This window comes from Cryobacterium sp. Sr3 (assembly GCF_004402835.1).
Classification (GTDB): Bacteria; Actinomycetota; Actinomycetes; order Actinomycetales; family Microbacteriaceae; genus Cryobacterium; species Cryobacterium sandaracinum.
Window position 1 is genome coordinate 25,905 of the sequence record NZ_SOFA01000019.1, and the last position, 24,131, is coordinate 50,035.

Below are 24,131 nucleotides of genomic sequence, written 5' to 3' on the forward strand. Positions count from 1 at the left end.
GTTCTTTCATGACCACTCGAGCGCGTACATCCGTGGCGACTCAGTCCCGACCAACCACCTCCCCGGATCGGCCGACCCCGGGCGCAAAACCCGATGTCTCCCCGGCCGACCGGGAACTCTTGACCGGGTTCTACCGCCAGATGATGCTCATCCGCCGGTTCGAAGAGCGAGCCGCACGGGCCTACACGCAAGCGCTGATCGGCGGCTACTGCCACCTGAATCTCGGCGAGGAGGCTGCGGTCGTCGGGCTCATGTCCGCGCTGCGCCCGAGCGACTACCTCTTCACCAACTACCGCGAGCATGGCTACGCGATCACCCGCGGCATCCACCCCAACCGGGTGATGGCCGAACTGTACGGCCGATCCGACGGGGTGTCCAAGGGGTGGGGCGGCTCGATGCACATGTTCGACTTCGAGAAGCGGATGCTGGGCGGCTACGGCATCGTCGGCGGCCAGATCCCGCTGGCGACGGGGGCCGCCCTGGCCATCGACTACCGCGCCGGCGACGAGATCGTGCTGTGCACGATGGGCGATGGCACCACGAACATCGGAGCATTCCACGAGTCTTTGAACATCGCGTCTCTCTGGAACCTACCGATCGTCTACGTCATCATCAACAACAGGCTGGGAATGGCCACGACGGTCGACAAGGCTTCGGCTGAGCCGGACCTCTACAAGCGCGCATCCGCGTACCGGATGGCGTCGGAACGCGTCGATGGGCTCGATCCCGTCGCCGTGTTCGAGGCCGCCCAGCGTGCCGTTGCTCAGGCTCGCAGCGGTAAGCCCTTCCTTCTCGAGGTCGTGACGGAACGACTGCGTGGGCACTCCGTCGTCGACCCGGCCAAGTACCGCTCCGACGAGGAGATGTCCCTGGTCAAGGAACGAGACCCGGTGCACACCTTCGCCGCCAAGCTGGTCGCGGACGGTCTGCTTGACGAGCAGGAACTGGCGAAGATCGACGAGGAAGTAACCCTTCAGGCAACCGAGGCGGCGGCGTTCGCCGAGAACAGCCCGTTCCCGGATGTGTCGACCCTGTTCGACTACACCTACGCCACAGCCGTGGCCAATGACTCCCATCGGTTGCCCGGGCAGCCTCTGTTCGAGCCGGCACCGATCCCCGACTACGGAGTCAACCAATGAGCATCATGACCTATCGCCAGGCACTGCACGACACGCTGCGTTCCGAGATGCTGCGTGACGAGAATGTGTTCCTGATGGGTGAGGAGATCGGTCTCTTCGAAGGCGCGTACAAGATCACCGCGGGCATGCTCGACGAGTTCGGCGAGAAGCGCGTGCGGGACACCTCGATCGCCGAAGAGGGTTTCACCGGTGCCGCCATCGGCGCCGCGATGCTCGGGCTCCGCCCCGTGGTCGAGATCATGACCATCAACTTCTCCCTGCTCGCGCTCGACCAGATCGTGAACCACGCCGCCAAGATCTACGGCATGTTCGGTGGACAGGCCCGAGTGCCTCTCGTCATCCGCACGCCGGGTGGCGGCGGACAGCAGCTGGGTGCGACCCACTCGCAGAACATCGAGCTCTTCTACGCCTTCGTCCCCGGGATGAAGGTCGTCGCACCCAGCACGCCGGCCGACGCCAAGGCGCTTCTGATCGCGGCGATCCGGGACGATGACCCCGTGCTGTTCCTGGAAAACCTGTCGCTCTACAACATCAAGGGCGAGGTGCCTGACGGCGACGTGTCGGCCGAAATCGGCAAGGCTGCCGTCACCCGCAAGGGAAGCGACATCACTCTGATCGGCTATTCACGGATGGCCCACGTCGCGTCGCAGGTCGCGGCGCAGCTCGCGGAATCGGACGGCCTCGACATCGAGGTCATCGACCTGCGCAGTCTGCGTCCATTGGACCGCGAAACGGTTGTGGAGTCCGTCAAGAAGACGCATGCCGCCGTCATCCTCGAGGATGACTGGCTGACCTATGGAATCGGCGCTGAGATCGCGGCCACGATTTCCGATGGCGCCTTCGACTACCTGGACGCGCCCGTTCGACGCGTCGCGATGGCAGAGGTGCCGCTCCCGTACTCAAAACCTTTGGAGACGGCCGCGTTGCCGTCGGCGGAGGACGTCATCGGCGCCATCCGTCAGACCCTCGACGCCGTCGGTCGCCGCCGCTACCCGATGGGTGAAAAATCATGATCGAAATCACAATGCCCCGCCTCTCCGACACGATGGAGGAAGGCGCGATCGCGATCTGGCACAAGCAGCCCGGTGACCGGGTCGAGGTCGGGGACCTGCTCGTCGAGATCGAGACCGATAAGGCCACGATGGAGTACGAAGCCTACGAGGCCGGCACACTCTCGGAGCATCTCGTGGCAGAGGGGAAGCTGGTCTCCATCGGCGAGCCCATCGCACTGCTGGACGACGGCAAGCCGAGTGTCATGCCGGGGGCGACGCCGGCCGCCGCTGCCGACGCACCGGCGGCTACGCCGGCGGCCGAGGCCGCACCGGCAGTTCCTCCGACCGATGGCAATGCGGACGGGAACGCCGCCGGGCGCGGTGAGCGCCTCTTCGCGTCACCGCTGGTGCGCAAGCTCGCGCGGGAAAACCATCTCGACCTGAGCCAGGTGCGCGGCACGGGCCCCGGCGGCCGCATCATCCGCTCGGATACCGACGCACTGCTCGCCCAGGCGACCGCGCCCGGTGCCGACTCCGCCGTCCCTAACGCGACCGTGGTCGCTCCGAGCGCGGCAGCCGCCGCACCCTCACCGGACACCCTCGACAAGCGCGCGTCCGAGGCGATCCCGCTGAGCAACATGCGCCGCATCATCGCGCGGCGGCTGGGTGAGAGCGCCCGCACCATTCCGCACTTCTTCGTCACCGCCGCGGCCGACGCCGAGAACCTCGTGCAGTTGCGCACCGAGTTGAACGCGCAACTCGTTCAGGCCGGTCGGCCGAAGGTGAGCATCAACGACCTGCTGATTCGGGCGAGCGCGCTCGCCCTCCGCGAGCACCCCGAGGTCAACGCGTCCTACATCGACGACGCGAGCGTCGAGATGCTGGTGCACCACCGCGTCAACATCGGTGTGGCTGTCGCCTCGGGCAACGGCCTCGTGGTTCCCGTGATCGAGGACGCGGACCAGAAGACCGTCAGCCAGCTCGGTACGGAAGCCAAGCAGCTCGTCTCCCTGGCCAACGCCAAGAAGCTCACAGCCGGTCAGATGTCGGGCGGCACGTTCACCATCAGCAACCTCGGCATGTTCGGTGTGGAGCAGTTCACCGCGATCATCAACCCGCCCGAAGGGGCGATCCTGGCCGTCGGCGGCACCGCCCGCGAGGCTGTCGTGGTCGGGGACGAGATCGTTGCCCGGCACAGGATGCGCTACACCCTGTCGGCGGACCACCGGATCATCGACGGCGCTGTGGCCGCACAGTTCCTGCAAACGCTGACCCGACTGATCGAGAACCCGTGGACGATCATCGCCTGATCACCGGCACGGGGGACCGCTGCGCGCCTGTCGCGGCGGTCCTCGATCTGGCGTTCTAGCCCTTCTTGGCAACGGTCATCAGGACCGTGGAATCTACGACCGCCTCAAGGCTGTGCCGTGCGTCCGGAACGATCAGGAAATCACCGGCGCGCCCCTCCCAGACGTCGTCGCCGGCTCTTAGCCGCACGCGCCCGCTGAGGACATAGACCGTCGCCTCACCCGGATTCTCATGCTCGCTCAGGGAGATCCCGGCCAGCAGCGCGATGACGGTTTGACGCATCACCTTCTCGTGGCCGCCGAAGACCGTTCCGGCTGCGCGACCACTGGTGCCGGCTGCGGCTGCCTTCAGGTGTTCGCGGGCGAACGCCTCGATCGAAATTTTCTGCACGGGTCGGTTCTCACTTTCTCGGTTGGCCGGTGACTGCGGGCTCAACGGTCAGGTGCCGCGGGTCAGGGGATCCACGAAACAGTCCACCTGCCCGCAGCGGCTGGCGGACCATCGCGGTGAACATGACCAACCACACCACGAGAGCCACCCAGAGTGAGACGGTCCCGATCTGCCCGACCAGTGGAAGGTCATCGGCCTGGCCCAGGTAGATTCCGGCGACCGCGTACATCCCGACGGGAAATGCGATGCTCCACAGCGTCGCTTCGTAGCGCAGTGGCACTCGGTGTGTGACGTGACGCCAGAACCCCACCGCGATGAGCACGGGGATGAGCCAGGTGGCGAACGCCCAGAACATGACGGAGACGCCCGCAACGAGCCCCCGGGTCGCGGTCACCATCGGGGCGTCCGCCATTTCGACGATGCGGGCACCGGCCAGCACCGTGATCGCGCACGCGCCCATAGACACCCAGTAGGGCGGGTCCAACTGCTCAGGCCGGATGTCATAGAGCACCAGCCGTAAGGATACGAAAACACCCGCGGCACCGTAGAGGAAGATGCCCACCGACCAGGACAAGATCGCGAGGACTGCGAGCAGTGCCCTGGCATCGCCCGACACGGGCTCCAACGAGGCCGCCACGACGGCGACCGACTGGCTGGCGACGACCCAGATGAACCAGGTCCCGTTCGCGGCGTTGAGCACGGGGCGCACGCTGCGGCCCAGGACCGCGAACCACGGGAGAGCGTAGCCGAGCAGCAGCCAGGTGATTCCGGACACGCCGAGGAGAACTGTCGCCAGGCCGAACCAGCCCTCGATGGCGAGACGGGCAGCCAGGACGTTGGTGCCGGCGACGAAAGTGAAGAACTGGAATCCGCGGTGGGGATCGTGCATGTCCGCAAGGAAGGCCGCGGAATAGGCGATGAGCCGCCACCCGGTAAGCGCCACGAGAATCAGGTAGGCCGCGGCACACACGACCATGAGGATGAAGCTGAGCGTCTGGACGCCGATCAGGTGCATCCCGACCGAGATGATCCCCGTGGCCATGACCAACGCGAAGTAGCCAGGCGGCATCCCTCGGACAGCGGCACCCACACGCACACCGCTGTTAGACGTCACCCTGACAGGCTAGCGCGCCGGCGCTCCGGCGCGCCGACAACCGCATGGTGCGGACGCTGTTACGCGCTGACGAGCATCCGTTCGATCACGGAGGTGAAGAAGGTGATCCCGTCGGTGCCGCTGCGCATGGCGTCGACGGTGTCGGGGCCGAAGCCCGGCTCGACCGCGTGCTCGGGGTGCGGCATCAGGCCGACGACGTTGCCGCGCATGTTGCTGATGCCGGCGATGTCGTTGAGCGAGCCGTTCGGGTTCATGCCGACGTAGCGCACGACCACGCGGCCCTCACCCTCGAGGCGCTCGAGCGTGTCGGCGGAGGCGATGAAGCCGCCCTCGCCGTTTTTGAGCGGGATGGTGATCTCCTGGCCGGCCGCGAAACCACCGGTCCAGTCGGTGAGGGCGCTCTCGACGCGCAATTTCTGGTCGCGGCAGATGAACGAGCCGTGGTCGTTGCGGATCAAGCCGCCCTCGAGCAGGTGCGCCTCGGTCAGCATCTGGAAGCCGTTGCAGACACCGAGCACGGGCATGCCGCTGTTGGCCGCGCTGATGACCTCCGCCATGATCGGAGAGAGGCTCGCGATGGCGCCGCAGCGCAGGTAGTCGCCGTAGCTGAAGCCGCCGGGCAGTACGAGCGCGTCCACGCCGTGCAGGTCGTGCTCGCCGTGCCAGAGGGCGACGGGCTCGGCGCCGGCCAGGCGGATCGCGCGCGCGGCGTCGCGATCGTCGAGCGAACCGGGGAACGTGACGACGCCGATGCGCATCAGTGCGTCTCTCCGGCGGGTGCCTCCAGCACGTGGATGCCGATGACATCCTCGATCACCGTGTTGGACAGCACGGTGTCGGCGAGTTCTTGCACCTCGGCGAGCACGGCGTCGTCGACGTGGCCGTCGATGGTGAGTTCAAATCGCTTGCCCAGGCGAACGCTGGTGAAACGGGTCTTGCCGAGGCGACCCAGGGCGCCGGCGACGGCCTTCCCCTGCGGGTCGAGCAGCTCGGCCTTGGGCATAACTTCTACGACGATTGTTGGCATAGCTCACTCCGGAGGCGTCGGGGGGTGGATTCCACGATCCTACAGGCCGACCCCCGGGCCGCCGAGCGCACCGGCCAGGCCGGTGCCCAGGCCGGTGCCGAGACCACCGTTGGCTCCGCCGGCAAGCCCGCTCTGCCCGAGCAGCACACCGCGCAGCACGTCCCGGATCGCCGCGACCCCCTCGAAGGTCTCGACGAAGCTTGTGCTCAGCGGGGACAGGCCGATGCGCAGTGCGTCGGGCATGCGGAAATCGGGGATCACATCGTGCTCCCACAGAATCTGCGTCACCTGCCGCATGGCGGGGTGGTTCACGGTCACGTGACCGCCGCGGTGCGTGGGCTCTCGCGGCGACGACACAGTCACGCCCATCGGGGCAAGCCAGACATCCACGAGGGTCAGCGCGAACTCGGTCAGCGCCACCGACTTGGCGCGCACCTGGTCGATGCCCGCCTCCTCGATCATCGCGAGCGAATCCTGCATGGCCAGCATCCCCACGATCGGCGGGGTTCCGCTCATGAAACGACGGATGCCGTCGGCCGGCACATACCCCGGGCCCATCGTGAAGACATCCTTCGTTCCCATCCAGCCCTGAATCGGCTGGGTGAGAACGTCTTGCAGGTCGCTGCGCACATAGGCGAACGCGGGGGCGCCGGGGCCGCCGTTCAGGTATTTGTAGGAGCAGCCGACGGCCAGGTCCACGTCGCACAGGTCGAGTTCGACCACCACGGAGCCGACCGAGTGGCTGAGGTCCCAGAGCACGAGGCCGCCCGCGGCGTGCACCACCGCGGTGATCTCGCGCATATCGGCAAGGAAACCGGAGCGGTAGGCCACGTGGCTGAGCAGCACGAGCGCTGTCTGCGGGCCCACGGCCTGCCGCACCTGCTCTACTGTGACGCCGCTCGCGGGGTCGGAGTGGATCCAGTGCAGCGTCATGCCACGTTCGGCCGCGATGCCCTCGAGCAAGTAGCGGTCGGTGGGGAAGTTGTCGGTGTCCAGCACGATCTCGGTGCGCGTCGGTTCCGCGTCGACGCGAAGGTAGTCGACGGCCGCCCGCGCCAACTTGTAGAGCAGCACGGTGGTCGAGTCGCCGACGAAGACCTGGCCGGGCGCGGCACCGAGGGCGGCGCGGCCGATGTCGTCGCCGATTTTCAGCGGAAGGTCCAGCCAGGCCTCGTCCCAGCCGCGGATCAGGCGGGTGCCCCAGTCGTGGGTGAGGAACTCGGTGATGCGGGCCACGCTGGCCCGGGTGGGCCGGCCGAGGGAGTTGCCGTCGAGGTAGGCAACGAGGCTCGGGGTGTGCCCGGTCGCGCCGGTCGCGCTGTCGGGTTCGATGCCGACGAACTGCCGCCGGTAGTGTCCGAGCCCGTCGATGCGGTCCATCCGGCGGGCGAAGGCGAGCTGGGCATCCTGGCTGCCGTTGCCGGAGGGGCTGGTGTCGGTGTGGGGGGTCATCTGGATTCCTCGAGGTCGAACGGATGATGGGCAGCCATCTCTCGCAGCGATGCGCGCTTCCCGGGGACTCGCCGACACCGTGCCGCGCTGGAAGTATCCCACCCACGCGGGTGACCGCGCGACTACGGAAAGCGCGGACGGCCGTGCGGCGGTGGATGCGGTCGGGGGTGCGCTCAGGAATCCGGCGGGTCGAGGGTGCTGAGGTCGCCGAGGTCGCCGAGGTCGGCCGGGCTGATCGCCCGGGCGGTGCCGAGCCAGGCGCTGAACGCGGCCGGGTCGGCCGGGCGCTTGCCACGCAGCACCGTGACCAGGCGCTCGCTGCCTGTTGGGCCGCGCAGCACGGTCCGGAAGCCGCCGAGGTTTCCCATGGTCAGGCTCCGCAGCACGTCGTCGCCGCTCAGGCCGGCGCCGAGCAGCGCGTTGATCTCCCGCCGGTTCAGCCCGAGCGGCAGCGGGCCGTTGCCGAGGTCGGTGCCGTAGAGCACCTGTCCGCCGGCCCGGTGGAAGCGGCGCAGATTGTCGACCGCGCGATCGAAGTCGTCGGTCGGCTCGCCCCAGCCGTGGATGTCGAGGGTGCTGATCCATGCCATTCGCCTGGCCATGGCCGCAATCACCTCGTCGCCCAGCCGCTCGCTGAACGGCGTGTGCGCCAGGGCGTCCACCCCGGCCTCGAACGCGCGGAGCGCCTGGCCGGCCCCCTCGGCGTGGGCGAGAACGGGGGCCCCGCGATCGTGGGCGTGCCCGACTATGGCCGCGAGAACCGCGCGCGGCAGCACTGGCCCGGCGTCGCCGTTCAGCGTGACCTTGATCACGGATGCCCCGAGCGCCAGCTGATCGTCGACGGCGGCCGCGGCATCCGTTGCCTGGGCCACGAAGCGCACGCTGCCTGCCGGGGCCCAGGACCGTTCGCTCGGGTAGCCGCCCGGCGCGGCGAGAAACTGCCCCGCGAACACGGTCTCGGGAAGGACCGCGCTCGCCTGACGCCCCGCTCGCTGGGGCTCTCCCGCGCCCACCTCCACCCGCCGAGGTCGAGCACCCGGGTCGGACTCGACCGGAAGCGTCGACCTCGGCGGCGTCCACCCGCCGAGGTCGAGCACGCGGGCGATGCCGGCCGCGGTGAGCGGGGCCGGGTCGATCAGCGCGAGGTGCACATGCGCATCGAGGAAGCCCGGGAGCACGGTCCTGCCGACCGTCCTGCCGACCGTCCTGCCCGGCACCGATCCGCCCGGCACCGATCCGCCTGGCACCGATCCGCCTGGCCGGCCGCCGGTCATCCGTGCCTCATGTGCCGAGTTCGGTGCGCACGGCGAACAACTCGGGGAAGAAGGTCAGCTCGAGCGCCTTCTGCAGGAAGGCGGCCCCGCTCGACCCACCGGTACCGGTCTTCATGCCGATGATGCGCTGCACGGTCTTGAGGTGACGGAACCGCCAGAGCTGGAAGTTGTCCTCCAGGTCGACGAGTTCCTCGCAGGCCTCGTAAGCACCCCAGTGCTCGCCCGCGTTCTCGTAGATCCCGCGAAAGGTGGCCACGAGTTCCGGATGCAGCACCCACGCCTCCGTGACGTCGCGCTCCAGCACGGATGCCGGGATAGCGAACCCCTGCCGGTGCAGGTAGCGCAGAAACTCGTCATAGATGCTGGGGGCCGCAAGCATCTCGGAGAGGAGCGCGTGAGCATCCGGATCGCTCTCGAACACGCTCAGCATGCGCCGGTTCTTGTTGCCGAGCGCGAACTCGACGGCCCGGTACTGATACGACTGGAACCCGGACGAGTTGCCCAGGAAATGCCGGAACTCGGCGTATTCGCTGGGCGTGAGCGTGGCCAGCACCGACCACTGCTCGGTCAGGGTGCGCTGGATGTGCTTGACCCGGGCGATGCATTTGAGGGCCGGGGCGATCTGGTCCTGGCGCAGGAACGCGGTCGCGGCGCGCAGCTCGTGCAGCACGAGCTTCAGCCAGAGCTCGGTGGTCTGGTGCTGGATGATGAACAGAAGCTCGTCGTGATGCTCGGGTGAGCTGACCGGCTTCTGCGCACCGAGCAGGGTGTCCAGATCGAGGTAGGAGCCGTAACTCATCCGCTCCCGGAAATCCGTCACGATCTCGGGATCGAACTCGCGGGTGTTGTGCTCGACCGACATGGTGCTCCGTTTCGTTCGGGTGCTGACTGCATTGTGCGGGACAGCCCCGGCCCGGCGCAACTGGCTGACACCTGCCAGGGGGAGGCGTGGAGGTGAGCCTCCGCGATGCCAAGGTTCGGGACCTAGACTCAGGGTCATGACTTCGCCCGAATCGACCCCGCAGGATGGGGCGCAGCCTCGACGGCGTGACGCCCGGCAGAACCGTGAGCGTCTCCTCATTGAGGCGCGGGCACTGATCGCGGTGCACGGCGTTGACGCTTCGCTGGAGGAGATCGCTCGCCGCGCCGACGTGGGCGTAGCCACGCTGTACCGCAATTTTTCCACCCGGGACGACCTGGTCAGGGCCCTGCACGACATCTCCCTCGCCGAGCTGGCCTCGGTGCGCGACGAGATCGCGGCTGCCCCCACCGCGTGGGACGGCATCGTCGTCTACACCGAACGCGTCGCCGAGTGGCTCGTCGCCGACCCGTCGCTGCCGCCCATCCTCAAGCGCATGGAGACGGTCGACCCGGCGCGCGGCAAGGCGGCCTCGTTCAAAGCGGTGCTGTCGGCCCTCGTCACGCAGGCCAAACGCGACGGCGACCTCCGAACGGATGTCGATGCGGTCGACCTCGCGGTCCTCGTCACCATGGTGGGCTCGCTCGGCACCCTCGGCGGCGGTTACACCGGCCAGTGGCGGCGCCAGCTGTCGATCGTGCTCGACGGGCTGCGGGCCGTCGACCGGGGCCGGCCCAAGCTGCCGGGACGTCCGCTGGGAGCCAAGGAATACCAGGCGGCCGTGCACGGCCTGAGCCGCCGTGCCACCCGGGCGGCCTCCCGCGGCACGGGTGCGGCGCCGGGAGCCGGTGCGGCGCCGGGAGCCGGCGCATAGGACATCTGCGTTCGGCGTCGGCGGGGTGCGCCGCGCTGACGCCGTGCGCTGACGCCGTGCGGGCTACTTCGTGCGCACCACGATCTGGTTGCCCCACGGGTCGTCGAAGCCGAGGGCCTGCCCGTCGTGACGGGTCTGCACGCCGAAGTGGGACATCCGTTCGTTGAGGGCGCCGATGTCGTCGGAGCCCGGCAGGATGATATCGACCTCGCCGAGCCCGAGGGCCAGTCGGCGCTTGCCGGCGCCGGCGCTGTTCCAGGTGTTCATGGCCATGTGGTGGTGGTAGCCGCCGGCCGAGACGAACAGGGCCTGGCCGCCGAGGGTCGCCGTCGCCTCGAAGCCGAGGCGGTCCACGTAGAACTCGCGGGCCGTGCCCACGTCGCCGACGGAAAGGTGCACGTGCCCGACGATGGCGTTGCCGACCGACGGATGCGCCTGACCGTCCCGGGTCAGGTGCTCGCCGATGAAGGTGTTCGGGTCGAGGTATAGGGTGGCCATCTCGACCTGGCCGTGGGTCCAGCTCCACTCGGTGCGGTCGCGGTCCCAGTACAGCTCGATGCCGTTGCCCTCCGGGTCGGTGAAGTAAAAGGCCTGGCTGACCAGGTGATCGGCACTGCCGGTGAACGATCCCGGATGCGTTGTGCCCACCGAGTAGACGGCCGCGGCGAGCTGCGCCTGCGTATCGAAGAGGATGGCGGTGTGGAACAGCCCGCTCGAGCGGGGCTCGGCGGCGGCCAGCTCCGGGGCGTGCTGCAGAACAACGATCGGTGTGGTTCCGCGCCCGAGCACGGCGACCGGCCCCTCGTGGCTCTGTAGCTCGAGGGTCACCGCGTCGCGGTAATACGTGATCATGGCGTCGAGGTCGCCCACCCGCAGGGTCACCGCGCCCATGCCGGTGGATGCGGGCAGCAGATCGTTCGCAAATCGATTCACACTGGCCCCAACGGATGATCCGGGCCCGGTATTCCGGCCGTGCGCCGCGTGGCGGGGGCTAACTCAGGAGATCCGGCGGCACGGTCGCGATCGGACGCCATCCGCCGCGGAAACAGTGGCCCCGGGGACGGCCTTGGTCGGGATCTCCTGAGTTAGCCCCAGATTGGAGTCGGGAGGTGGAGTCGGGAGTTGTAGGGGGATCGGGAGTCGGGAGCGGGTCGGAGCGCAGAACGCGACCCGGCAGTCAGGGCGCTCGCTACTGCTCGTCTTCGTGGAGCTGGATCAGGTTGCCGCAGGTGTCGTCGAAGATGACGGAGGTGCCGTAGGCATCCGTGCTGGGGGCGCCGGCGAACTGAACGCCCAGGGTGCGGAGTCGCTCGTACTCGGCCTGCACATCCGGTGTGCCGAACACGATGGCCGGCAGCCCGAGGCTGCGGATGCCCTGAGCGTACTTCTGGTAGACCTTGTTGTCGCTCGGCTCGAGGAGGAGGCCGACCCCGTCGGGGTCTTCCGGGGACTTCACGATGTACAGCTGGTGCTCCGGCATGGATATCAGCTTCTCGAATCCGAGCACGGACGTGTAGAAGTCGAACGCGGCGGACGGATCGTTCACGTGGACGCTGCACATCTTGATTCGCATGGCCGGAGCGTATCAGTTTGCGGCCCGTGGCCGCCGGGCCGTGACGCCTCGCGACGGCACGCCCGGCTGCGGGGAAACCCAGCGACGGTGCGGTGCCCGCGGAGAAACGCGGGCCACCGCGGCCTCGCCTACGCCGCGCCGGCCGCGGAAGCCGCGTGCGTCAGCCGCGCCAGCAGTTCCAGGTAACGGGCCGCGGTCTGCCCGATGATCTCCGCCGGAAGTGCCGGCGGTGTGCCGGTCAGGTCCCAGTTGGCCGCGAGCCAGTCGCGAACGATCTGCTTGTCGAAACTGGCCATCCGTTGTTCCGGGGTCGTGCCGGACTGCCAGAGCGAGGCGTCCCAATAGCGGCTCGAGTCGCTGGTGAGCACCTCGTCGGCGAGCGTGATGGCGCCCGTGAGGCGGTCGGCGCCGAACTCGAATTTCGTGTCGGCCAGGATGACCCCGGCTTTCTCGGCGATCGCCGAGGCGTGGCCGAAGATCTCCAGCGACAGGCGGCGCAGCTCGTCGGCAACGGAGGCCCCGACCAGCTCCACCGTGCGCTCGAACGAGATGTTCTCATCGTGCTCGCCCATCGGGGCCTTCCACGCCGGGGTGAAGATGGGTTCGGGCAGGCGGTCGCCGTTCTGCAAGCCGGCAGGCAGTTGGATGCCGCACACCGTCTGGGTGGACTGGTATTCCTTCCAGCCCGATCCGGTCAGGTACCCGCGCACGACGCATTCGATCGGGAACATGTCGAGGGTCTTGCAGAGCATGGCGCGCCCGGCAACGGCGGACGGGAGCAGGCTGGTCACAGCCCCGTTGACGGTGTGGTCCGGCACGAGGTGGTTGGGGAAGCCCACGAGCTGGTCGAACCACCAGAGGCTGAGAGTGGTGAGCAGTTCGCCCTTGCCCGGGATGCCGGGCTCGAGAACGTGGTCGAACGCGCTGACGCGGTCGCTGGCGACCACGAGCACGCGTGCGGCGGTCGCGAGGTCAGCCGCGGCATCCGGAACATAGAGGTCGCGCACCTTGCCCGAGTAGGCGTGACGCCATCCCGGCAGGTCGGGCAGAGCGGATGCGGCGGGCTGGTCTAGTGCGGTCACGGCTATATTCTTGCGCACCGGCCGGTGCCCGCGCCAACGCGGTGCCGGCGTGGGCTCGTGCCGGGCTCGTGCCGGGTTCGTGCCGCCCGCGGCGTGCCGCGCTTCCGCGCCGAGGATCCCAGGGGGAGGGGCTAACTCAGGAGATCTGCGCTGCCGGTGTCATCCGGCCTGGTGTTCTCGGGTGTTCTCAGCGCTCGCCGAATGGATCTCCTGAGTTGGCCACGGAAACGGCGGGCGGCGACAGCTCAGCCGGGCCAGTGAGACGAGGGTTCGGCGGGCTCAGCGGGCGACACCGGCGACGCGGGCTCAGCGGGCGACAGCGGCGACGCGGGCCGCGATGTCGGTGCGGAACTGGCAACCCTCAAGCGTGATCAGGGTGAGCGCCTCGTAGGCGCGGGCGCGGGCATCCGCAAAGCCGTCGCCGACCGCGACGACGCTGAGCACGCGTCCGCCGGTGGACACGAGGGTGTCGTCGACGACGGCTGTCGCCGCATGCGCAATACTGACGCCGGGCACAGCGGATGCCGCGGCCAGGCCGGTGAGAGCGCGTCCGGTGACCGGCGCATCCGGATAGTTCTCGCTCGCGAGCACGACCGTGACGCAGGCGTCAGCCGAGAATACCGGGCGGGCCAGGCCGCCAAGGCCGCCGGTGGAGGCCGCGAGCAGCAGACCCGACAGTGGCGTGACCAGGCGCGGTAGAACCACCTGGGTCTCCGGGTCGCCGAATCGGGCGTTGAATTCGATCACCCGGATGCCCTCGGTCGTGAGAATGAGGCCGCAGTAGAGCAGACCGATGAAGGGGGTGTCCTCGGCGGCGAGCTTGCGCACCGTGGGCAACGCGATCGTTTCGATGATCTCGTCTATGAAAGCCTGTTCACTGCCGAATTCGGCGTCGAGCCAGGGCAGCGGCGAATAGGCGCCCATGCCGCCGGTGTTCGGGCCGAGGTCACCGTCACCGAGGCGTTTGTAGTCCTGGGCGGGGGAGAGCGGCAGCACGCTGTGGCCGTCGCTGAGCAGGAAGAGGGAGACCTCCTGCCCGTCCAGGAATTCTTCGATCAGCACGCTGCCGTGCTGAAGCCAGTAGATGGCGTGGTTGATCGCGGCCGTACGGTCCACGGTGACGAGCACGCCCTTGCCGGCGGCGAGGCCGTCGGCCTTCACCACGTAGGGCGCCCCGAACTCATCGAGTGCGGACGTGGCTTCGGCGAGCGACCCGGCGCGTTCGGCGCGTCCGGTGGGCACGCCCGCGGCGTCCATGATGCGTTTGGCGAAGGTTTTGCTGCCTTCGAGGGCGGCTGCGGCCCGGTCCGGACCGAATACCGGGATGCCCCGGGTGCGCAGCGCATCGGCGACCCCGGCGACGAGCGGCGCCTCCGGCCCCACCACGACGAGCTCGATGCCGTTGAGGTTCGCGTAGTTCGTGACCTGCTCGGGGTCGGCCGGGTCGAGCGGAATCACCGGCACATCCCGGGCGATGCCGGCATTGCCTGGCGCCGCCACGATGTCGTGGCGCGGCTCCTCGCGGAGCAGCGCGGTGATGATGGCGTGCTCGCGGGCACCGGAACCGAGGACCAGAATCTTCACCCCGTCAGATTAGCGGATGCCGCGTAGCCCCGCGCGGGCGGCGGACAGCGGGCACTGGCGCAGCATGCGCGCGAGGTGGGCTGGCGGCGCAAGGAGCGGGCGGCCGGCACGGACCGCAGACAGGAGGCAGACTGGTGGCGTGGCACGAGCGAGGATTGACGACGGCGTGGGGCGCGCGGCGGTGCGCGAATACGCGGCGCAGCAGGGTGAGGCGAGCCGGGACATCCGTGCCCTGGCGGTTCGGTACACGCTGCAGCTGCTCGCCGAGAAGGCCACCGGCAACACACTCGAGGTTCGCGTGCCGCCGTTCGGGGCCGTGCAGTGCATCGCCGGTCCGCGCCACACCCGCGGCACACCGCCGAACGTCATTGAGACGGATGCCCCCACCTGGCTCGCCCTCGCCACCGGTACGCTCTCGTGGGCTGATGGCATCGCATCCGGTCGCATCGCCGCCTCCGGCCAGCGCGCCGACCTGGTCGGGCACCTACCGCTTCTCTGACGCCTCCCACCTCCGTCTCGGACGCGACTCCCCCTTTTCTCCCTCGTTAGTTTTCCCCGTCGTTGTGGTTCGGTGGCAGCATCATCCGATCACAACATTTAGCGACTAAACTAATTCTCATGACAGTGATTGCTTTGTTCGGTGCGACCGGTAAGACCGGTCATCGCGTGCTGACGCGAGCTCTTGCCGCGGGATGCGAGGTGCGGGCTCTGGTGCGTGATCCGGCCAAGCTCGTCACCACGTCGCCGGCTCTGACGGTTATTCGCGGTGACGTGTTGGACGCGGGCGCCGTGGATCAGGCGGTGGCGGGGTCAGACGCCGTGCTCAGCCTGTTCGGGCAGGTCAAGGGGTCGCCGCCGACCCTGCAGACCGAGGGCAACCAGCTCATCGTGGACGCGATGGGGCGGCACGAAGTAAAGCGGATCGTCACCCTGTCGGGCGGCGGGCTAACCGCTCCACTGGACCGGCCCGGGCCCGCAGACCGCGTCATCAGGTTCTTGCTGAAGACCCTGTCCGGGCATGTTCTCGCCGACGCGGAGCAGCACCTTCGGGTGCTCGAGGCGTCCGGGTTGGAGTGGACGGTCGTTCGTGGTCCGCGGTTGACCGAGAAGCCGGGTGCTGGAACTTACCGGGTGGGATGGGTGGGCGTTGACGCGAGCACCCAGATCAGTCGAGATGATCTCGCGGACTTCATCCTCACCCAGGTGGAGGATCGCACCTTCATCGGGCAGATGCCGTTTATCAGCGCATGACACAATCGGCGCGCCTGCTCACCTCGCACCGGTCCAGGCAGATGGGGGAGGTCCTGGCGGCGGTCGTTCGTCTGTCGCGGTCGATCGCGAGCCCGCGATCGACTCCGTTCGGTAGCACGGTCCTCACACGCACCCAGCTGGATGTCCTCTTCGTCCTCGCTCACGCGCAGGACTCTGTCACTCCGGGCCGGCTTGCCGCACTGTTGCACGTCACACCGGGGGCCATCACTCAACTCGTCGACCAATTGCGCGAGCATGACCTGGTCGAGCAGTTCGCATCCGACCAGGACGGACGGGTGCGGCTCCTCAGGCTCACCGGATTCGCGCGTTCCCAGGTCGAGGCGTTCGAAACTCTCGCGATAGAACGCTCCGCACCATGGTTCGACACGCTGACCGATGACTCACTGACCGAGCTCGCTGGACTGCTCGCACAGGTCAAGGGATCCTGAGAGGTGCGGTCATTGTGACAGGCGCGACCGGGGCGCTCGGCTCGGCCGTGGTGGAACGTCCACCGGCCGCCGCGGCTGCCGCACGACGAGGTCGATGTTCGCGCTCCCGCGTACCGCAATCTCATTCATCCGGGCAGGCTGGCATCCGCCGGGCAGAGCCAACACACAGCCGCAGGACCGACCAGGCGTGCGAGAATGAAAGCGTGATCTCAGACCAACAGCCCGAGCAGGAGTCCGATTCCGGCACCGTTGAGAGTGCCGGCGAATCGATCGTCGACAAGTCCACCGTCACCGTGCGGCGCTCGCCCCGCTTCTTCAACTTCATGCTCCTCGGCGCCCTGATCGGTGCGATCGCGGCCCTGGTTCTCACGGTCGTGTTTCCCGAGAACGCCGAGTTCGGGGCTACCCAGGTCTTCGGATTCCTGTTGCTCGCGTTCCTCACGCTGGGCGTCGCCCTGGGTGCCGTCGTCGCCATCATCATCGACCGTGTCATCTCCCGCCGCGGGAAGACGGTCGTCGTCGATAGAATGGCAGCTGTCGGTCCGAGCGATTCCGAGTCTCCGGATGCCGTATCCGACTCGTCGAATTCTGATCGGGGCTAGCTCAACCCGCCCGTCCCAACAACACGGCTCACCGGACCGAAGCGGAGAAGCTCCCGGTTACCCCACAACTCTCAGCACACACTTCCCCGAGCACTGATAGTAGAAGAGGCACCGATTTGGCTGGCGGCGACGGACTTTTAGGCCATGATCTACTCCCCGGAGAGAAGGGGCCGCAGGATGCCTGCGGCGTTTTCGGCGTCTGGGCTCCCGGTGAGGAGGTGGCTAAGCTCAGCTATTTCGGCCTCTATGCCCTGCAGCACCGGGGCCAGGAGTCGGCCGGGATCGCCACGAGTGACGGCTCGAAGATCCTGATCTACAAGGACATGGGCCTGGTCTCCCAGGTCTTCAACGAGGCCGCGCTGAGCACACTGATCGGCCACATCGCCGTCGGGCACACCCGCTACTCGACCACCGGATCGTCCAGCTGGCAGAACGCCCAGCCCACCCTGGGCCGAACCTCGGGCGGCACGGTCGCCCTCGGCCACAACGGCAACCTCACCAACACGGCCGAGCTCCTGCAGCTCGTGCACGAACGCTACCCGAAGGTGGAGGGCGAGCTCGCCCGCGGCAACACCACCGACACCGCAGTGATCACCGCCCTCTTCACCGGCGATCTCGACCACACCCTCGAAGCCACGGCGCTCGAGGTTCTGCCGCGTCTGCGCGGCGCTTTCAGCCTCGTCTTCATGGACGAGACCACCCTCTACGCCGCCCGCGACCCGCAGGGGGTGCGCCCGCTGGTGCTCGGCCGCCTCGAGCGTGGCTGGGTGGTCGCATCCGAAACCGCCGCCCTCGACATCGTGGGCGCCAGCTTCGTGCGCGAGGTCGAGCCGGGCGAGCTCATCACCATCGACGAAGACGGCCTGCGCACGCAGCGCTTCGCCGAAGCGAAGCCCGCCGGCTGCGTGTTCGAGTACGTCTACCTGGCCCGGCCCGACACCACCATCGCCGGCCGCGGCGTGCACGAGGCGCGGGTCGAGATGGGCCGTCGCCTCGCCCAGGAGTACCCCGTCGAGGCCGACCTCGTCATCCCGACCCCCGAGTCCGGCACGCCGGCCGCGATCGGGTACGCGCAGGCATCCGGAATTCCGTTCGGCCAGGGTCTGGTGAAGAACTCCTACGTGGGGCGCACCTTCATCCAGCCGTCGGAGACCATCCGCCAGCGGGGAATCAAGCTCAAGCTCAACCCCCTCAAGGCCGTGATCAAGGGCAAACGGCTGATCGTCGTCGACGACTCGATCGTGCGCGGCAACACCCAGCGTGCCCTGGTCAGCATGCTGCGGGAGGCCGGTGCGGCCGAGGTGCACGTGCGCATCTCGAGCCCGCCGATCACCTGGCCCTGCTTCTACGGCATCGACTTCGCCTCCCGCGCGGAACTGATCGCGACCGGCCTCGGCGTCGACGAGGTGCGCCAGGCCATCGGCGCCGACTCGCTCGGGTACCTCTCACCGGAGGGTATGATCGCCGCCACCGAGCAGCCGCCCGAACGCCTATGCACGGCCTGCTTCACCGGGGTCTATCCGATCCCGCTGCCCGACTCAGCACACCTGGGCAAGAACCTGTTGGAACGTCCGGCCGCCGCCTCGAACGGATGCGACCCGGGCCCCGACTCGGAATTCGAGCCTCTGCTCGCCCCCACCTCACTGCGCCAGGAAGCACTGCGCGAAGAATCCTTGGTCACACAGGGTAAGCCCCCGATCGGCGACCCAGGAAGACAAGAATGAGCAACGCATCCTATGCGGCGGCCGGAGTGGACACCACGGCCGGCGACCTCGCCGTCTTCCTGATGAAGGAGGCCGTGTCGAACACGCACGGTCCCGAGGTGCTCGGCGGGTTCGGCGGTTTTGCCGGCCTCTACGACGTCTCCTTCCTCACCGGCTACACGCGCCCGCTGCTGGCCACGTCAACGGATGGCGTCGGCACCAAGGTTGCGATCGCCCAGGCCATCGACAAGCACGACACGATCGGCCAGGACCTTGTGGGCATGGTCGTCGACGACATCATCGTCGTCGGGGCCCGCCCGCTCTTTATGACCGACTACATTGCGTGCGGCAAGGTCGTCCCCGAGCGGATCGCGGACATCGTCGCGGGCATCGCCCGCGCCTGCGCCGCCACCGGCACCGCACTCGTCGGCGGCGAGACCGCCGAACACCCCGGCCTCCTCGGCGTTGACGACTACGACGTGGCCGGCGCCGCCACCGGGGTGGTGGAAGCCGACCAGGTGCTCGGCGCGGAGAAGGTCCGCCATGGTGACGTCGTCGTGGCGCTGGCCTCTTCCGGCCTGCACTCCAACGGCTACTCGCTCGTGCGGCACATCCTCGCCAACCGCGGCATCGGCTACACCGACACGTCCGCCGATTTCGGAGGCGTGGTCGGCGAGGTCCTGCTCGAGCCGACGCGGCTCTACACCGGGCCGCTGCTCGGCGTGATCTCCGACCCGGAGCTCGCCGGCGTCGTGCACTCGCTCAGCCACGTCACCGGCGGCGGCATCGCGGCGAACCTCGCTCGCGTGCTCCCGCTCGGCGCCTGGGTGGAGGTCGACCGGTCCACCTGGTCGCCGTCCCCGGTCTTCCGGGTGCTCAGCGAACTCGCCGGCTCCTCGCTCGAGAGCGCGGAGGGCACCTGGAACCTGGGTGTCGGCATGTTCGCCGTCGTCGCGGCCGAATCGGCGTCATCCGTCATCGCGCGCCTCGCCACCGAGGGAGTGCCGGCCTGGGTGGCCGGCCGTGTCTCGACCGCCCCGCACGACCTCGCGGGCTTTGAGCAGGGTGCCAAGGGCGTGAACGGCGGCGCCGTGCGCCTGGTCGGCGGCTACGCGCTCTAGCCAGGCCGCCCGGCGGGGCGCCTCGTGGGGCGCCCCGCCGAGCGCCCCGTGCGCGTAAATGGCCGCCATCGGTGAAACGATGGCGGCCATTTGCGCGCACCCGCTGAGGCACGGGGCCGCGGAGGAGCGAAGCTCGGCGAGCCGAGATGAGCCGAGCCGAGCCGAGATGAGCCGAGCCGAGATGAGCCGAGCCGAGATGAGCCGAGCCGAGATGAGCCGAGATGAGCCGAGCCGAGATGAGCCGAGATGAGCCGAGCCGAGATGAGCCGAGCCGAGCCGAGCCGAGCGTCAGGCGCGCTTCTGCTCGTCTTCGGTGGCGTAATGGTCGACGTATTGGTCGTCGGCGTCGGCGTCGGCGTCGGCTTCGTCGTCGGTGTCTGCGTCTTTGCCGGGCTTGCCGGCCTCGTACTCCGGCCACTTCGCCAGGTCCTCATCGAGGCGCGGGTCGTTGGCCGGATGCCCGGTGAGCTCGCGCTCAAGCGCGTTGTAGTTGGTGTCCGGGCTGAAGTACTTCAGCTCGCGGGCAACCTTGGTGTGCTTTGCTTTTTGACGGCCGCGCCCCATGCGAGACCCCCTAACGATGCCAGGCCGGGTGAGAGGAACGTCTCCCGGGAGTTGCCGAATATTGTGAAAACTAGCCGTCAGTTTAGCATGGCGGGCCGAACGGGCCGAGGATGCAAATCCTGAGCAGCGGTTCGCCGAGCACGTTCACAATCAGCGTTCCTTCACTGTACCTCAGCGGGAGAGGAGGTAGCCCGCACCACAGACCAGGAACCCGAGCAGGAGAGTGCCGATCAGGTTGACAATGCCAGCTCGCCGACACCCGGTGAGCGTCAGTTCGACGGTCTCGACGCTCCAGGTGCTGAACGTGGTCAGGCCGCCGCAGACCCCGGTCAACAGGATCAGCTGCACGTCGGCGGACACCGCGGCACGCTCGGAGAGACCGAGCACCACGCCGCCGATCAACGATCCGGCCACGTTCACGATCAACACGCCGAGCGGCAGCCGCCCGGGGCCGACGGGGAGGGCACGCGAGACGAAGTAACGGATGACCGCCGCCGCGCCACCGGTGACGAGTACGCCAAGGACCAGCCAGGTGCTCACAGAGTGCTCCCGGCATCCGGAATGTCCGGCAACACGCGGTGCCGAAGCTGCGCCCCCAGCTGCAGGCCGAGGGCCGCGGCCCCGAACCCCAGCAGCAGAGTGGCCGTCAGGTAGATCCAGCCGAGAGTCGGGAATCCGGCCGCGCCGAGCGCGACCAGGGACACCATGACGGCAGAGTAGGTCGTGAACGACCCGAGCACCCCCGTGCCGAGGGTGGCCTTGACCCAGGCCGGCAGGCCCGGGCGGGTCCACAGGCCGGCCACCAGCCAGCCGAGCATGAACGCGCCGATCGTGTTGGCGATCAGCGTGCTCGCCGGGAAGTCGGTGTCGGCGTGCGGGAGAGCCTGATCGATGCCGAGTCGAAGGCCCGTGCCGACCATGCCGCCGAGAAGGACGCCGGGAGCAAGGCGCATCCGTTACTTCCTCTTGCGGCGCCGCGCGGCGGACGGCCGGGAATTCGGCGGAACCGTGCCGACGACCGGCGTGGGTCGGATCGAGATGTCCTTGGTCGCCGGAGCGAGCGGGCGGCGCGGGATCGGGCGGGGGCGCACGGGCTCGCCGCGGCGGTCCTGGCCGGGCACGGGCCGGGAGCGCCGGCCGTAGATGAGCTCGGAGGAGTCGAGCAGCCACGGCACCAGGGCAATGGTGACGCCGTGCACGAGCATGAGTTTCTGGCGCAGCCGCCGGGCCTTGTGGTTGTGCAGCAGACCCTCCCACCAGTGGCCCACGATGTAGATCGGGGTGTACACGGTGACGACCTCGGAGCCGTGGTCCTCGCGCCGATCCTTGATGTAGCTGATCAGAGGCCAGCTGATATCCCGGTAGGGCGACTGTACGATGCGCAACGGCACCTGGATATTCTGCTGCACCCAGGCGCGCTTGAGCGTCTTGGTCTCGTCGACGTCGACGGAGATGTGTACGGCCTCGATGCTCTCGTGGCGGGCCGCGATCGCGTAGTCCAACGCCTTGAGCACGGGCTTCTGCATCTTGCCGACCAGCACGATCGCGTGGTCGCCCGACGAGCCGAAGATGGTGTCGGCATCCACTTCGATTTCCTTGGCGACGTCGCGGTAGTACCGGTTGACGCCGAGCATGAGGGTGAACAGCACAGGCATCAAAACGAAGACGAGCCAGGCGCCGTGGGTGAACTTGGTGATGGTGACCACTATCAGCACCACGCCGGTGAGCAGCGCGCCGAAGCCGTTGATCGAGAGGCTGGCGATGATGGATGCCCGGTTCGGCGGGTTCGTCTTCAGCAGGGTCAGCCAGTGCCGCACCATGCCCGTCTGCCCGAGTGTGAAGGAGACGAAGACGCCGATGATGTAGAGCTGGATCAGCACGGTCAGGTTGGCCTGGTAGATGACCAGGATGATGCAGGCGAAGAGGGCCAGCAGCAGCACACCGTTGGAGTAGATCAGGCGGTCGCCGCGGGTGCTGAGCGATTTCGGGGCGTAGGAGTCTTTGGCGAGCACGGAGCCGAGCAGCGGGAAGCCGTTGAACGCCGTGTTGGCGGCCAGCAGCAGCACCGCCGCGGTCGCGGCCTGCAGCACGAAGAACATGATCGAGTTGTTGCCGAAGGTGGCCGCCGCGATCTGGGCGATCAGGCTGCGCTGCGGGGAAGTCGCACACTCCTCCCAGCCGATCAGGTCGCAGGGATTTTCCGCGTAGTGCACCTTCGAGAACAGGGCGAGCGCGGTCAGGCCGATGAAGAGCGTGATGGCGATGCCGCCCATGAGCACCAGCGTGCGCTGGGCGTTCTTGACCTTCGGATGCTTGAACGCGGGCACCCCGTTGGCGATCGCCTCGACGCCGGTGAGCGCGCTGCACCCACTCGCGAAGGAGCGCAGCAGCAGCAGGATGAACGCCGACTGGGCCAGGCTCTGGGCCTCTACGTCGTAGTTCGCCGACTCGGCCATCGGGGTATCGCCGAGGGCGACCCGGGCGAGGCCCACGACGACCATCAGCAGCACGCTGGCGATGAACAGGTAGGTGGGGATGGCGAAAGCCTTGCTCGACTCGTGCACGCCGCGCAGGTTGACCGCCGCGAGCAGGATCACGAAGAAGACCGCGAACTCCACCCGGAACGGCGCCAGGCCCGGCAGTGCGGAGATGATGTTGTCCACGCCGCTGGCCACCGACACGACCACGGTCATCACGTAGTCGACGAGCAGGGCGGACGCGACGACGAGGCCGGCCTTCTCTCCGAGGTTCTTGTGCGCGACCTCGTAGTCGCCGCCGCCGGACGGGTAGGCCTTGATCAGCTGGCGGTACGACGCGACGACCACGACGAGCAGTAGCACGACGCACGCCGCGACCCAGGGCGCGAAGCTGAGAAAGGCCAGCCCGCCGAGCGTCAGGATCATCAGGAGCTCTTGCGGCGCATACGCGACGCTCGACAGCGGGTCGCTCGCGAAGATGGGGAGGGCGAGGTGCTTGGGCAGCAACTGGCCGTCGAGCTTTTCGGTCGAGAGCGGGTCGCCGATGATCCACCTTTTCGGTGAACGTGTTTCTGGTGCCTGGGGGGTTCCCTCTGGTGTCACGAGGGACGACACTACTCCCTTGGATTCCTCTGTCAAATCCAGGGGAGTCGGCCGCCGTGCGGGCGTGTCGGGTGCGCCCGGTCTGCCCGATCTGCGGCGCCCTGATGTCCCTGCACGCGATCGACCGTTCGGGGGGATGCGCCGACCGCGCCACCCCACCGCCGAGGAGATCGCGGCCCGTACCGTCTGACCCGGTTGCGACGGTGACACACAGAACACCCGCGCAGCTGGCGAGGGTGTTCTGTGTGGGGGGTGCTGTTGCACCGCTCCGGGCTAGTGGCCGCGCTGCCGGTGCAGGGCGGCGAGGATGTCCGCGCGCACCTCGACCAGGCGAGCCCGAAGTTCCGGCACGAGCGTGGTCGGCACGCCGGACCGTGTGGCAGCCTGGCGCAGGTCCGCGCGCAGCTGCTGACGGAACTCGTTCAGCACCAGGTCGGCCTCATGCAGCGCCCGGTTGGACTCGAGACGCGGGTCGGGCGTCGAGGCGGCGGTGGATCCCGAATCGCCTTCGACGGTTCCGGCGCGGGCACCTGTTCCGTCGAATGTGGTTCCCGATGTGCTGCCGCTCGCTGCTGATTCCGCTGGGCCGGTCTGCCATCCCGCACCGGCCGAGGCTGAAGCTGCGGCTGATGCGGCTGCCGCACCGGCTCGGGCCCCGGCCGCGGCGCCGGCTGCCGCGCCGGCGGCGGCCCC

At 68.3% G+C, this 24,131-nt stretch carries 25 protein-coding genes and 1 pseudogene; 10 read left to right on the plus strand and 16 right to left on the minus strand.

Annotation, left to right across the window (positions count from 1 at the left end; translation table 11 throughout):
* Positions 1-8: 8 nt before the first annotated feature.
* Genes pdhA through E3N94_RS04630 form a run of 3 tightly spaced genes read left to right on the plus strand, consistent with a single transcriptional unit; the run spans position 9 to position 3,441 of the window.
* Entirely contained in the window at positions 9-1,139 is a 1,131-nt protein-coding gene (pdhA, locus tag E3N94_RS04620) for a pyruvate dehydrogenase (acetyl-transferring) E1 component subunit alpha (protein ID WP_134341990.1), read from the plus strand.
* On the plus strand, positions 1,136-2,152 hold the full coding sequence (locus tag E3N94_RS04625; RefSeq protein WP_104099447.1) for an alpha-ketoacid dehydrogenase subunit beta: 1,017 nt from the start codon (positions 1,136-1,138) through the stop codon (positions 2,150-2,152). The genes pdhA and E3N94_RS04625 overlap by 4 nt, the downstream gene beginning before the upstream one ends.
* Positions 2,149-3,441 (plus strand): dihydrolipoamide acetyltransferase family protein, encoded by a 1,293-nt coding sequence (locus E3N94_RS04630; protein ID WP_174776118.1) that lies wholly within the window; start codon positions 2,149-2,151, stop codon positions 3,439-3,441. Before E3N94_RS04625 ends, E3N94_RS04630 begins: the two co-directional genes overlap by 4 nt.
* Positions 3,442-3,496: 55 nt before the next feature.
* Here the strand turns inward: E3N94_RS04630 and E3N94_RS04635 are convergent, their stop codons facing one another.
* The 7 genes from E3N94_RS04635 to kynA form a co-directional block, all read right to left on the minus strand.
* Positions 3,497-3,829 (minus strand): cupin domain-containing protein, encoded by a 333-nt coding sequence (locus E3N94_RS04635; RefSeq protein WP_104194316.1) that lies wholly within the window; start codon positions 3,827-3,829, stop codon positions 3,497-3,499.
* Between the two features lie 10 nt (positions 3,830-3,839).
* Positions 3,840-4,943, minus strand: coding sequence for a tellurite resistance/C4-dicarboxylate transporter family protein (locus E3N94_RS04640; RefSeq protein ID WP_104099450.1), 1,104 nt, complete (start codon positions 4,941-4,943; stop codon positions 3,840-3,842).
* Positions 4,944-5,002: 59 nt separating this feature from the next.
* Positions 5,003-5,701, minus strand: a complete 699-nt coding sequence (gene purQ / locus E3N94_RS04645; RefSeq protein WP_104099451.1) for a phosphoribosylformylglycinamidine synthase subunit PurQ — start codon at positions 5,699-5,701, stop codon at positions 5,003-5,005.
* On the minus strand, positions 5,701-5,970 hold the full coding sequence (gene purS, locus E3N94_RS04650) for a phosphoribosylformylglycinamidine synthase subunit PurS (protein WP_104099452.1): 270 nt from the start codon (positions 5,968-5,970) through the stop codon (positions 5,701-5,703). The genes purQ and purS overlap by 1 nt, the downstream gene beginning before the upstream one ends.
* A gap of 39 nt (positions 5,971-6,009) precedes the next feature.
* On the minus strand, positions 6,010-7,350 hold the full coding sequence (locus E3N94_RS04655) for an aminotransferase class V-fold PLP-dependent enzyme (protein ID WP_174722160.1): 1,341 nt from the start codon (positions 7,348-7,350) through the stop codon (positions 6,010-6,012).
* A gap of 245 nt (positions 7,351-7,595) precedes the next feature.
* Entirely contained in the window at positions 7,596-8,600 is a 1,005-nt protein-coding gene (locus tag E3N94_RS04660; RefSeq protein WP_134421237.1) for an amidohydrolase, read from the minus strand.
* A gap of 103 nt (positions 8,601-8,703) precedes the next feature.
* A complete protein-coding gene (gene kynA / locus E3N94_RS04665; RefSeq protein WP_104169576.1) occupies positions 8,704-9,558 on the minus strand; it encodes a tryptophan 2,3-dioxygenase in 855 nt (284 codons plus the stop codon).
* 136 nt (positions 9,559-9,694) lie between these two features.
* Here kynA and E3N94_RS04670 point away from each other — a divergent pair, with 136 nt between their 5' ends.
* On the plus strand, positions 9,695-10,429 hold the full coding sequence (locus tag E3N94_RS04670; protein ID WP_166785416.1) for a TetR/AcrR family transcriptional regulator: 735 nt from the start codon (positions 9,695-9,697) through the stop codon (positions 10,427-10,429).
* A gap of 63 nt (positions 10,430-10,492) precedes the next feature.
* On the opposite strand, the gene E3N94_RS04675 is transcribed toward E3N94_RS04670, so the two are convergent.
* The 4 genes from E3N94_RS04675 to purD all read right to left on the minus strand — a co-directional run bounded on the left by E3N94_RS04675 (position 10,493) and on the right by purD (position 14,668).
* Entirely contained in the window at positions 10,493-11,320 is an 828-nt protein-coding gene (locus E3N94_RS04675) for a VOC family protein (RefSeq protein WP_134342006.1), read from the minus strand.
* A gap of 298 nt (positions 11,321-11,618) precedes the next feature.
* Positions 11,619-12,002, minus strand: coding sequence for a VOC family protein (locus E3N94_RS04680; protein ID WP_134401841.1), 384 nt, complete (start codon positions 12,000-12,002; stop codon positions 11,619-11,621).
* Positions 12,003-12,130: 128 nt separating this feature from the next.
* Entirely contained in the window at positions 12,131-13,051 is a 921-nt protein-coding gene (locus E3N94_RS04685; RefSeq protein WP_134342005.1) for a phosphoribosylaminoimidazolesuccinocarboxamide synthase, read from the minus strand.
* A 339-nt stretch (positions 13,052-13,390) separates the two neighbouring features.
* On the minus strand, positions 13,391-14,668 hold the full coding sequence (gene purD / locus E3N94_RS04690) for a phosphoribosylamine--glycine ligase (RefSeq protein WP_134569897.1): 1,278 nt from the start codon (positions 14,666-14,668) through the stop codon (positions 13,391-13,393).
* A gap of 139 nt (positions 14,669-14,807) precedes the next feature.
* Between purD and E3N94_RS04695 the strand changes: the two genes are divergently transcribed.
* The 6 genes from E3N94_RS04695 (at position 14,808) to purM (ending at position 19,794) form a co-directional block, all read left to right on the plus strand.
* A complete protein-coding gene (locus E3N94_RS04695) occupies positions 14,808-15,167 on the plus strand; it encodes a sterol carrier family protein (protein ID WP_104099459.1) in 360 nt (119 codons plus the stop codon).
* Positions 15,168-15,286: 119 nt separating this feature from the next.
* Positions 15,287-15,919 (plus strand): SDR family oxidoreductase, encoded by a 633-nt coding sequence (locus E3N94_RS04700; protein ID WP_134569898.1) that lies wholly within the window; start codon positions 15,287-15,289, stop codon positions 15,917-15,919.
* Positions 15,916-16,368, plus strand: a complete 453-nt coding sequence (locus E3N94_RS04705) for a MarR family transcriptional regulator (RefSeq protein ID WP_134341984.1) — start codon at positions 15,916-15,918, stop codon at positions 16,366-16,368. The genes E3N94_RS04700 and E3N94_RS04705 overlap by 4 nt, the downstream gene beginning before the upstream one ends.
* Before the next feature lie 203 nt (positions 16,369-16,571).
* Positions 16,572-16,970 carry a hypothetical protein gene (locus tag E3N94_RS16720; RefSeq protein ID WP_174721915.1) on the plus strand — a complete coding sequence of 133 codons (399 nt, stop codon included), beginning with the start codon at positions 16,572-16,574 and terminating at the stop codon, positions 16,968-16,970.
* Positions 16,971-17,086: 116 nt separating this feature from the next.
* Entirely contained in the window at positions 17,087-18,694 is a 1,608-nt protein-coding gene (gene purF, locus E3N94_RS04715) for an amidophosphoribosyltransferase (RefSeq protein WP_104099462.1), read from the plus strand.
* The gene (purM, locus tag E3N94_RS04720) at positions 18,691-19,794 is read left to right on the plus strand and encodes a phosphoribosylformylglycinamidine cyclo-ligase (RefSeq protein WP_134401840.1); all 1,104 of its coding nucleotides are present in this window, start codon (positions 18,691-18,693) and stop codon (positions 19,792-19,794) included. Before purF ends, purM begins: the two co-directional genes overlap by 4 nt.
* A gap of 288 nt (positions 19,795-20,082) precedes the next feature.
* Here purM and E3N94_RS04725 read toward each other — a convergent pair whose 3' ends face one another.
* The 5 genes and pseudogenes from E3N94_RS04725 to E3N94_RS16460 form a co-directional block, all read right to left on the minus strand.
* The gene (locus E3N94_RS04725) at positions 20,083-20,358 is read right to left on the minus strand and encodes a DUF3073 domain-containing protein (RefSeq protein WP_134421239.1); all 276 of its coding nucleotides are present in this window, start codon (positions 20,356-20,358) and stop codon (positions 20,083-20,085) included.
* A 171-nt stretch (positions 20,359-20,529) separates the two neighbouring features.
* Complete coding sequence (crcB, locus tag E3N94_RS16455; RefSeq protein ID WP_166790065.1) at positions 20,530-20,898, minus strand: fluoride efflux transporter CrcB; 369 nt, start codon at positions 20,896-20,898, stop codon at positions 20,530-20,532.
* A complete protein-coding gene (locus tag E3N94_RS04735) occupies positions 20,895-21,311 on the minus strand; it encodes a CrcB family protein (protein WP_134569900.1) in 417 nt (138 codons plus the stop codon). The genes crcB and E3N94_RS04735 overlap by 4 nt, the downstream gene beginning before the upstream one ends.
* Positions 21,312-21,314: 3 nt before the next feature.
* Positions 21,315-23,438, minus strand: a complete 2,124-nt coding sequence (locus tag E3N94_RS04740; protein WP_134569901.1) for an APC family permease — start codon at positions 23,436-23,438, stop codon at positions 21,315-21,317.
* Positions 23,439-23,711: 273 nt separating this feature from the next.
* Positions 23,712-24,131: pseudogene (locus E3N94_RS16460) on the minus strand (hypothetical protein); the annotation flags it as partial.

What these genes read in the sequence shown, in the direction of transcription:
- pdhA (WP_134341990.1), top strand. Translation starts at nt 9, where the DNA reads ATGACCACTCGAGCGCGTACATCCGTGGCGACTCAGTCCCGACCAACC.
- E3N94_RS04625 (WP_104099447.1), top strand. Translation starts at nt 1,136, where the DNA reads ATGAGCATCATGACCTATCGCCAGGCACTGCACGACACGCTGCGTTCC.
- E3N94_RS04630 (WP_174776118.1), top strand. Translation starts at nt 2,149, where the DNA reads ATGATCGAAATCACAATGCCCCGCCTCTCCGACACGATGGAGGAAGGC.
- purQ (WP_104099451.1), bottom strand. Translation starts at nt 5,701, where the DNA reads ATGCGCATCGGCGTCGTCACGTTCCCCGGTTCGCTCGACGATCGCGAC.
- purS (WP_104099452.1), bottom strand. Translation starts at nt 5,970, where the DNA reads ATGCCAACAATCGTCGTAGAAGTTATGCCCAAGGCCGAGCTGCTCGAC.
- E3N94_RS04655 (WP_174722160.1), bottom strand. Translation starts at nt 7,350, where the DNA reads ATGGACCGCATCGACGGGCTCGGACACTACCGGCGGCAGTTCGTCGGC.
- kynA (WP_104169576.1), bottom strand. Translation starts at nt 9,558, where the DNA reads ATGTCGGTCGAGCACAACACCCGCGAGTTCGATCCCGAGATCGTGACG.
- E3N94_RS04670 (WP_166785416.1), top strand. Translation starts at nt 9,695, where the DNA reads ATGACTTCGCCCGAATCGACCCCGCAGGATGGGGCGCAGCCTCGACGG.
- E3N94_RS04675 (WP_134342006.1), bottom strand. Translation starts at nt 11,320, where the DNA reads ATGGGCGCGGTGACCCTGCGGGTGGGCGACCTCGACGCCATGATCACG.
- E3N94_RS04680 (WP_134401841.1), bottom strand. Translation starts at nt 12,002, where the DNA reads ATGCGAATCAAGATGTGCAGCGTCCACGTGAACGATCCGTCCGCCGCG.
- E3N94_RS04700 (WP_134569898.1), top strand. Translation starts at nt 15,287, where the DNA reads ATGACAGTGATTGCTTTGTTCGGTGCGACCGGTAAGACCGGTCATCGC.
- E3N94_RS04705 (WP_134341984.1), top strand. Translation starts at nt 15,916, where the DNA reads ATGACACAATCGGCGCGCCTGCTCACCTCGCACCGGTCCAGGCAGATG.
- purM (WP_134401840.1), top strand. Translation starts at nt 18,691, where the DNA reads ATGAGCAACGCATCCTATGCGGCGGCCGGAGTGGACACCACGGCCGGC.
- E3N94_RS04725 (WP_134421239.1), bottom strand. Translation starts at nt 20,358, where the DNA reads ATGGGGCGCGGCCGTCAAAAAGCAAAGCACACCAAGGTTGCCCGCGAG.
- E3N94_RS04735 (WP_134569900.1), bottom strand. Translation starts at nt 21,311, where the DNA reads ATGCGCCTTGCTCCCGGCGTCCTTCTCGGCGGCATGGTCGGCACGGGC.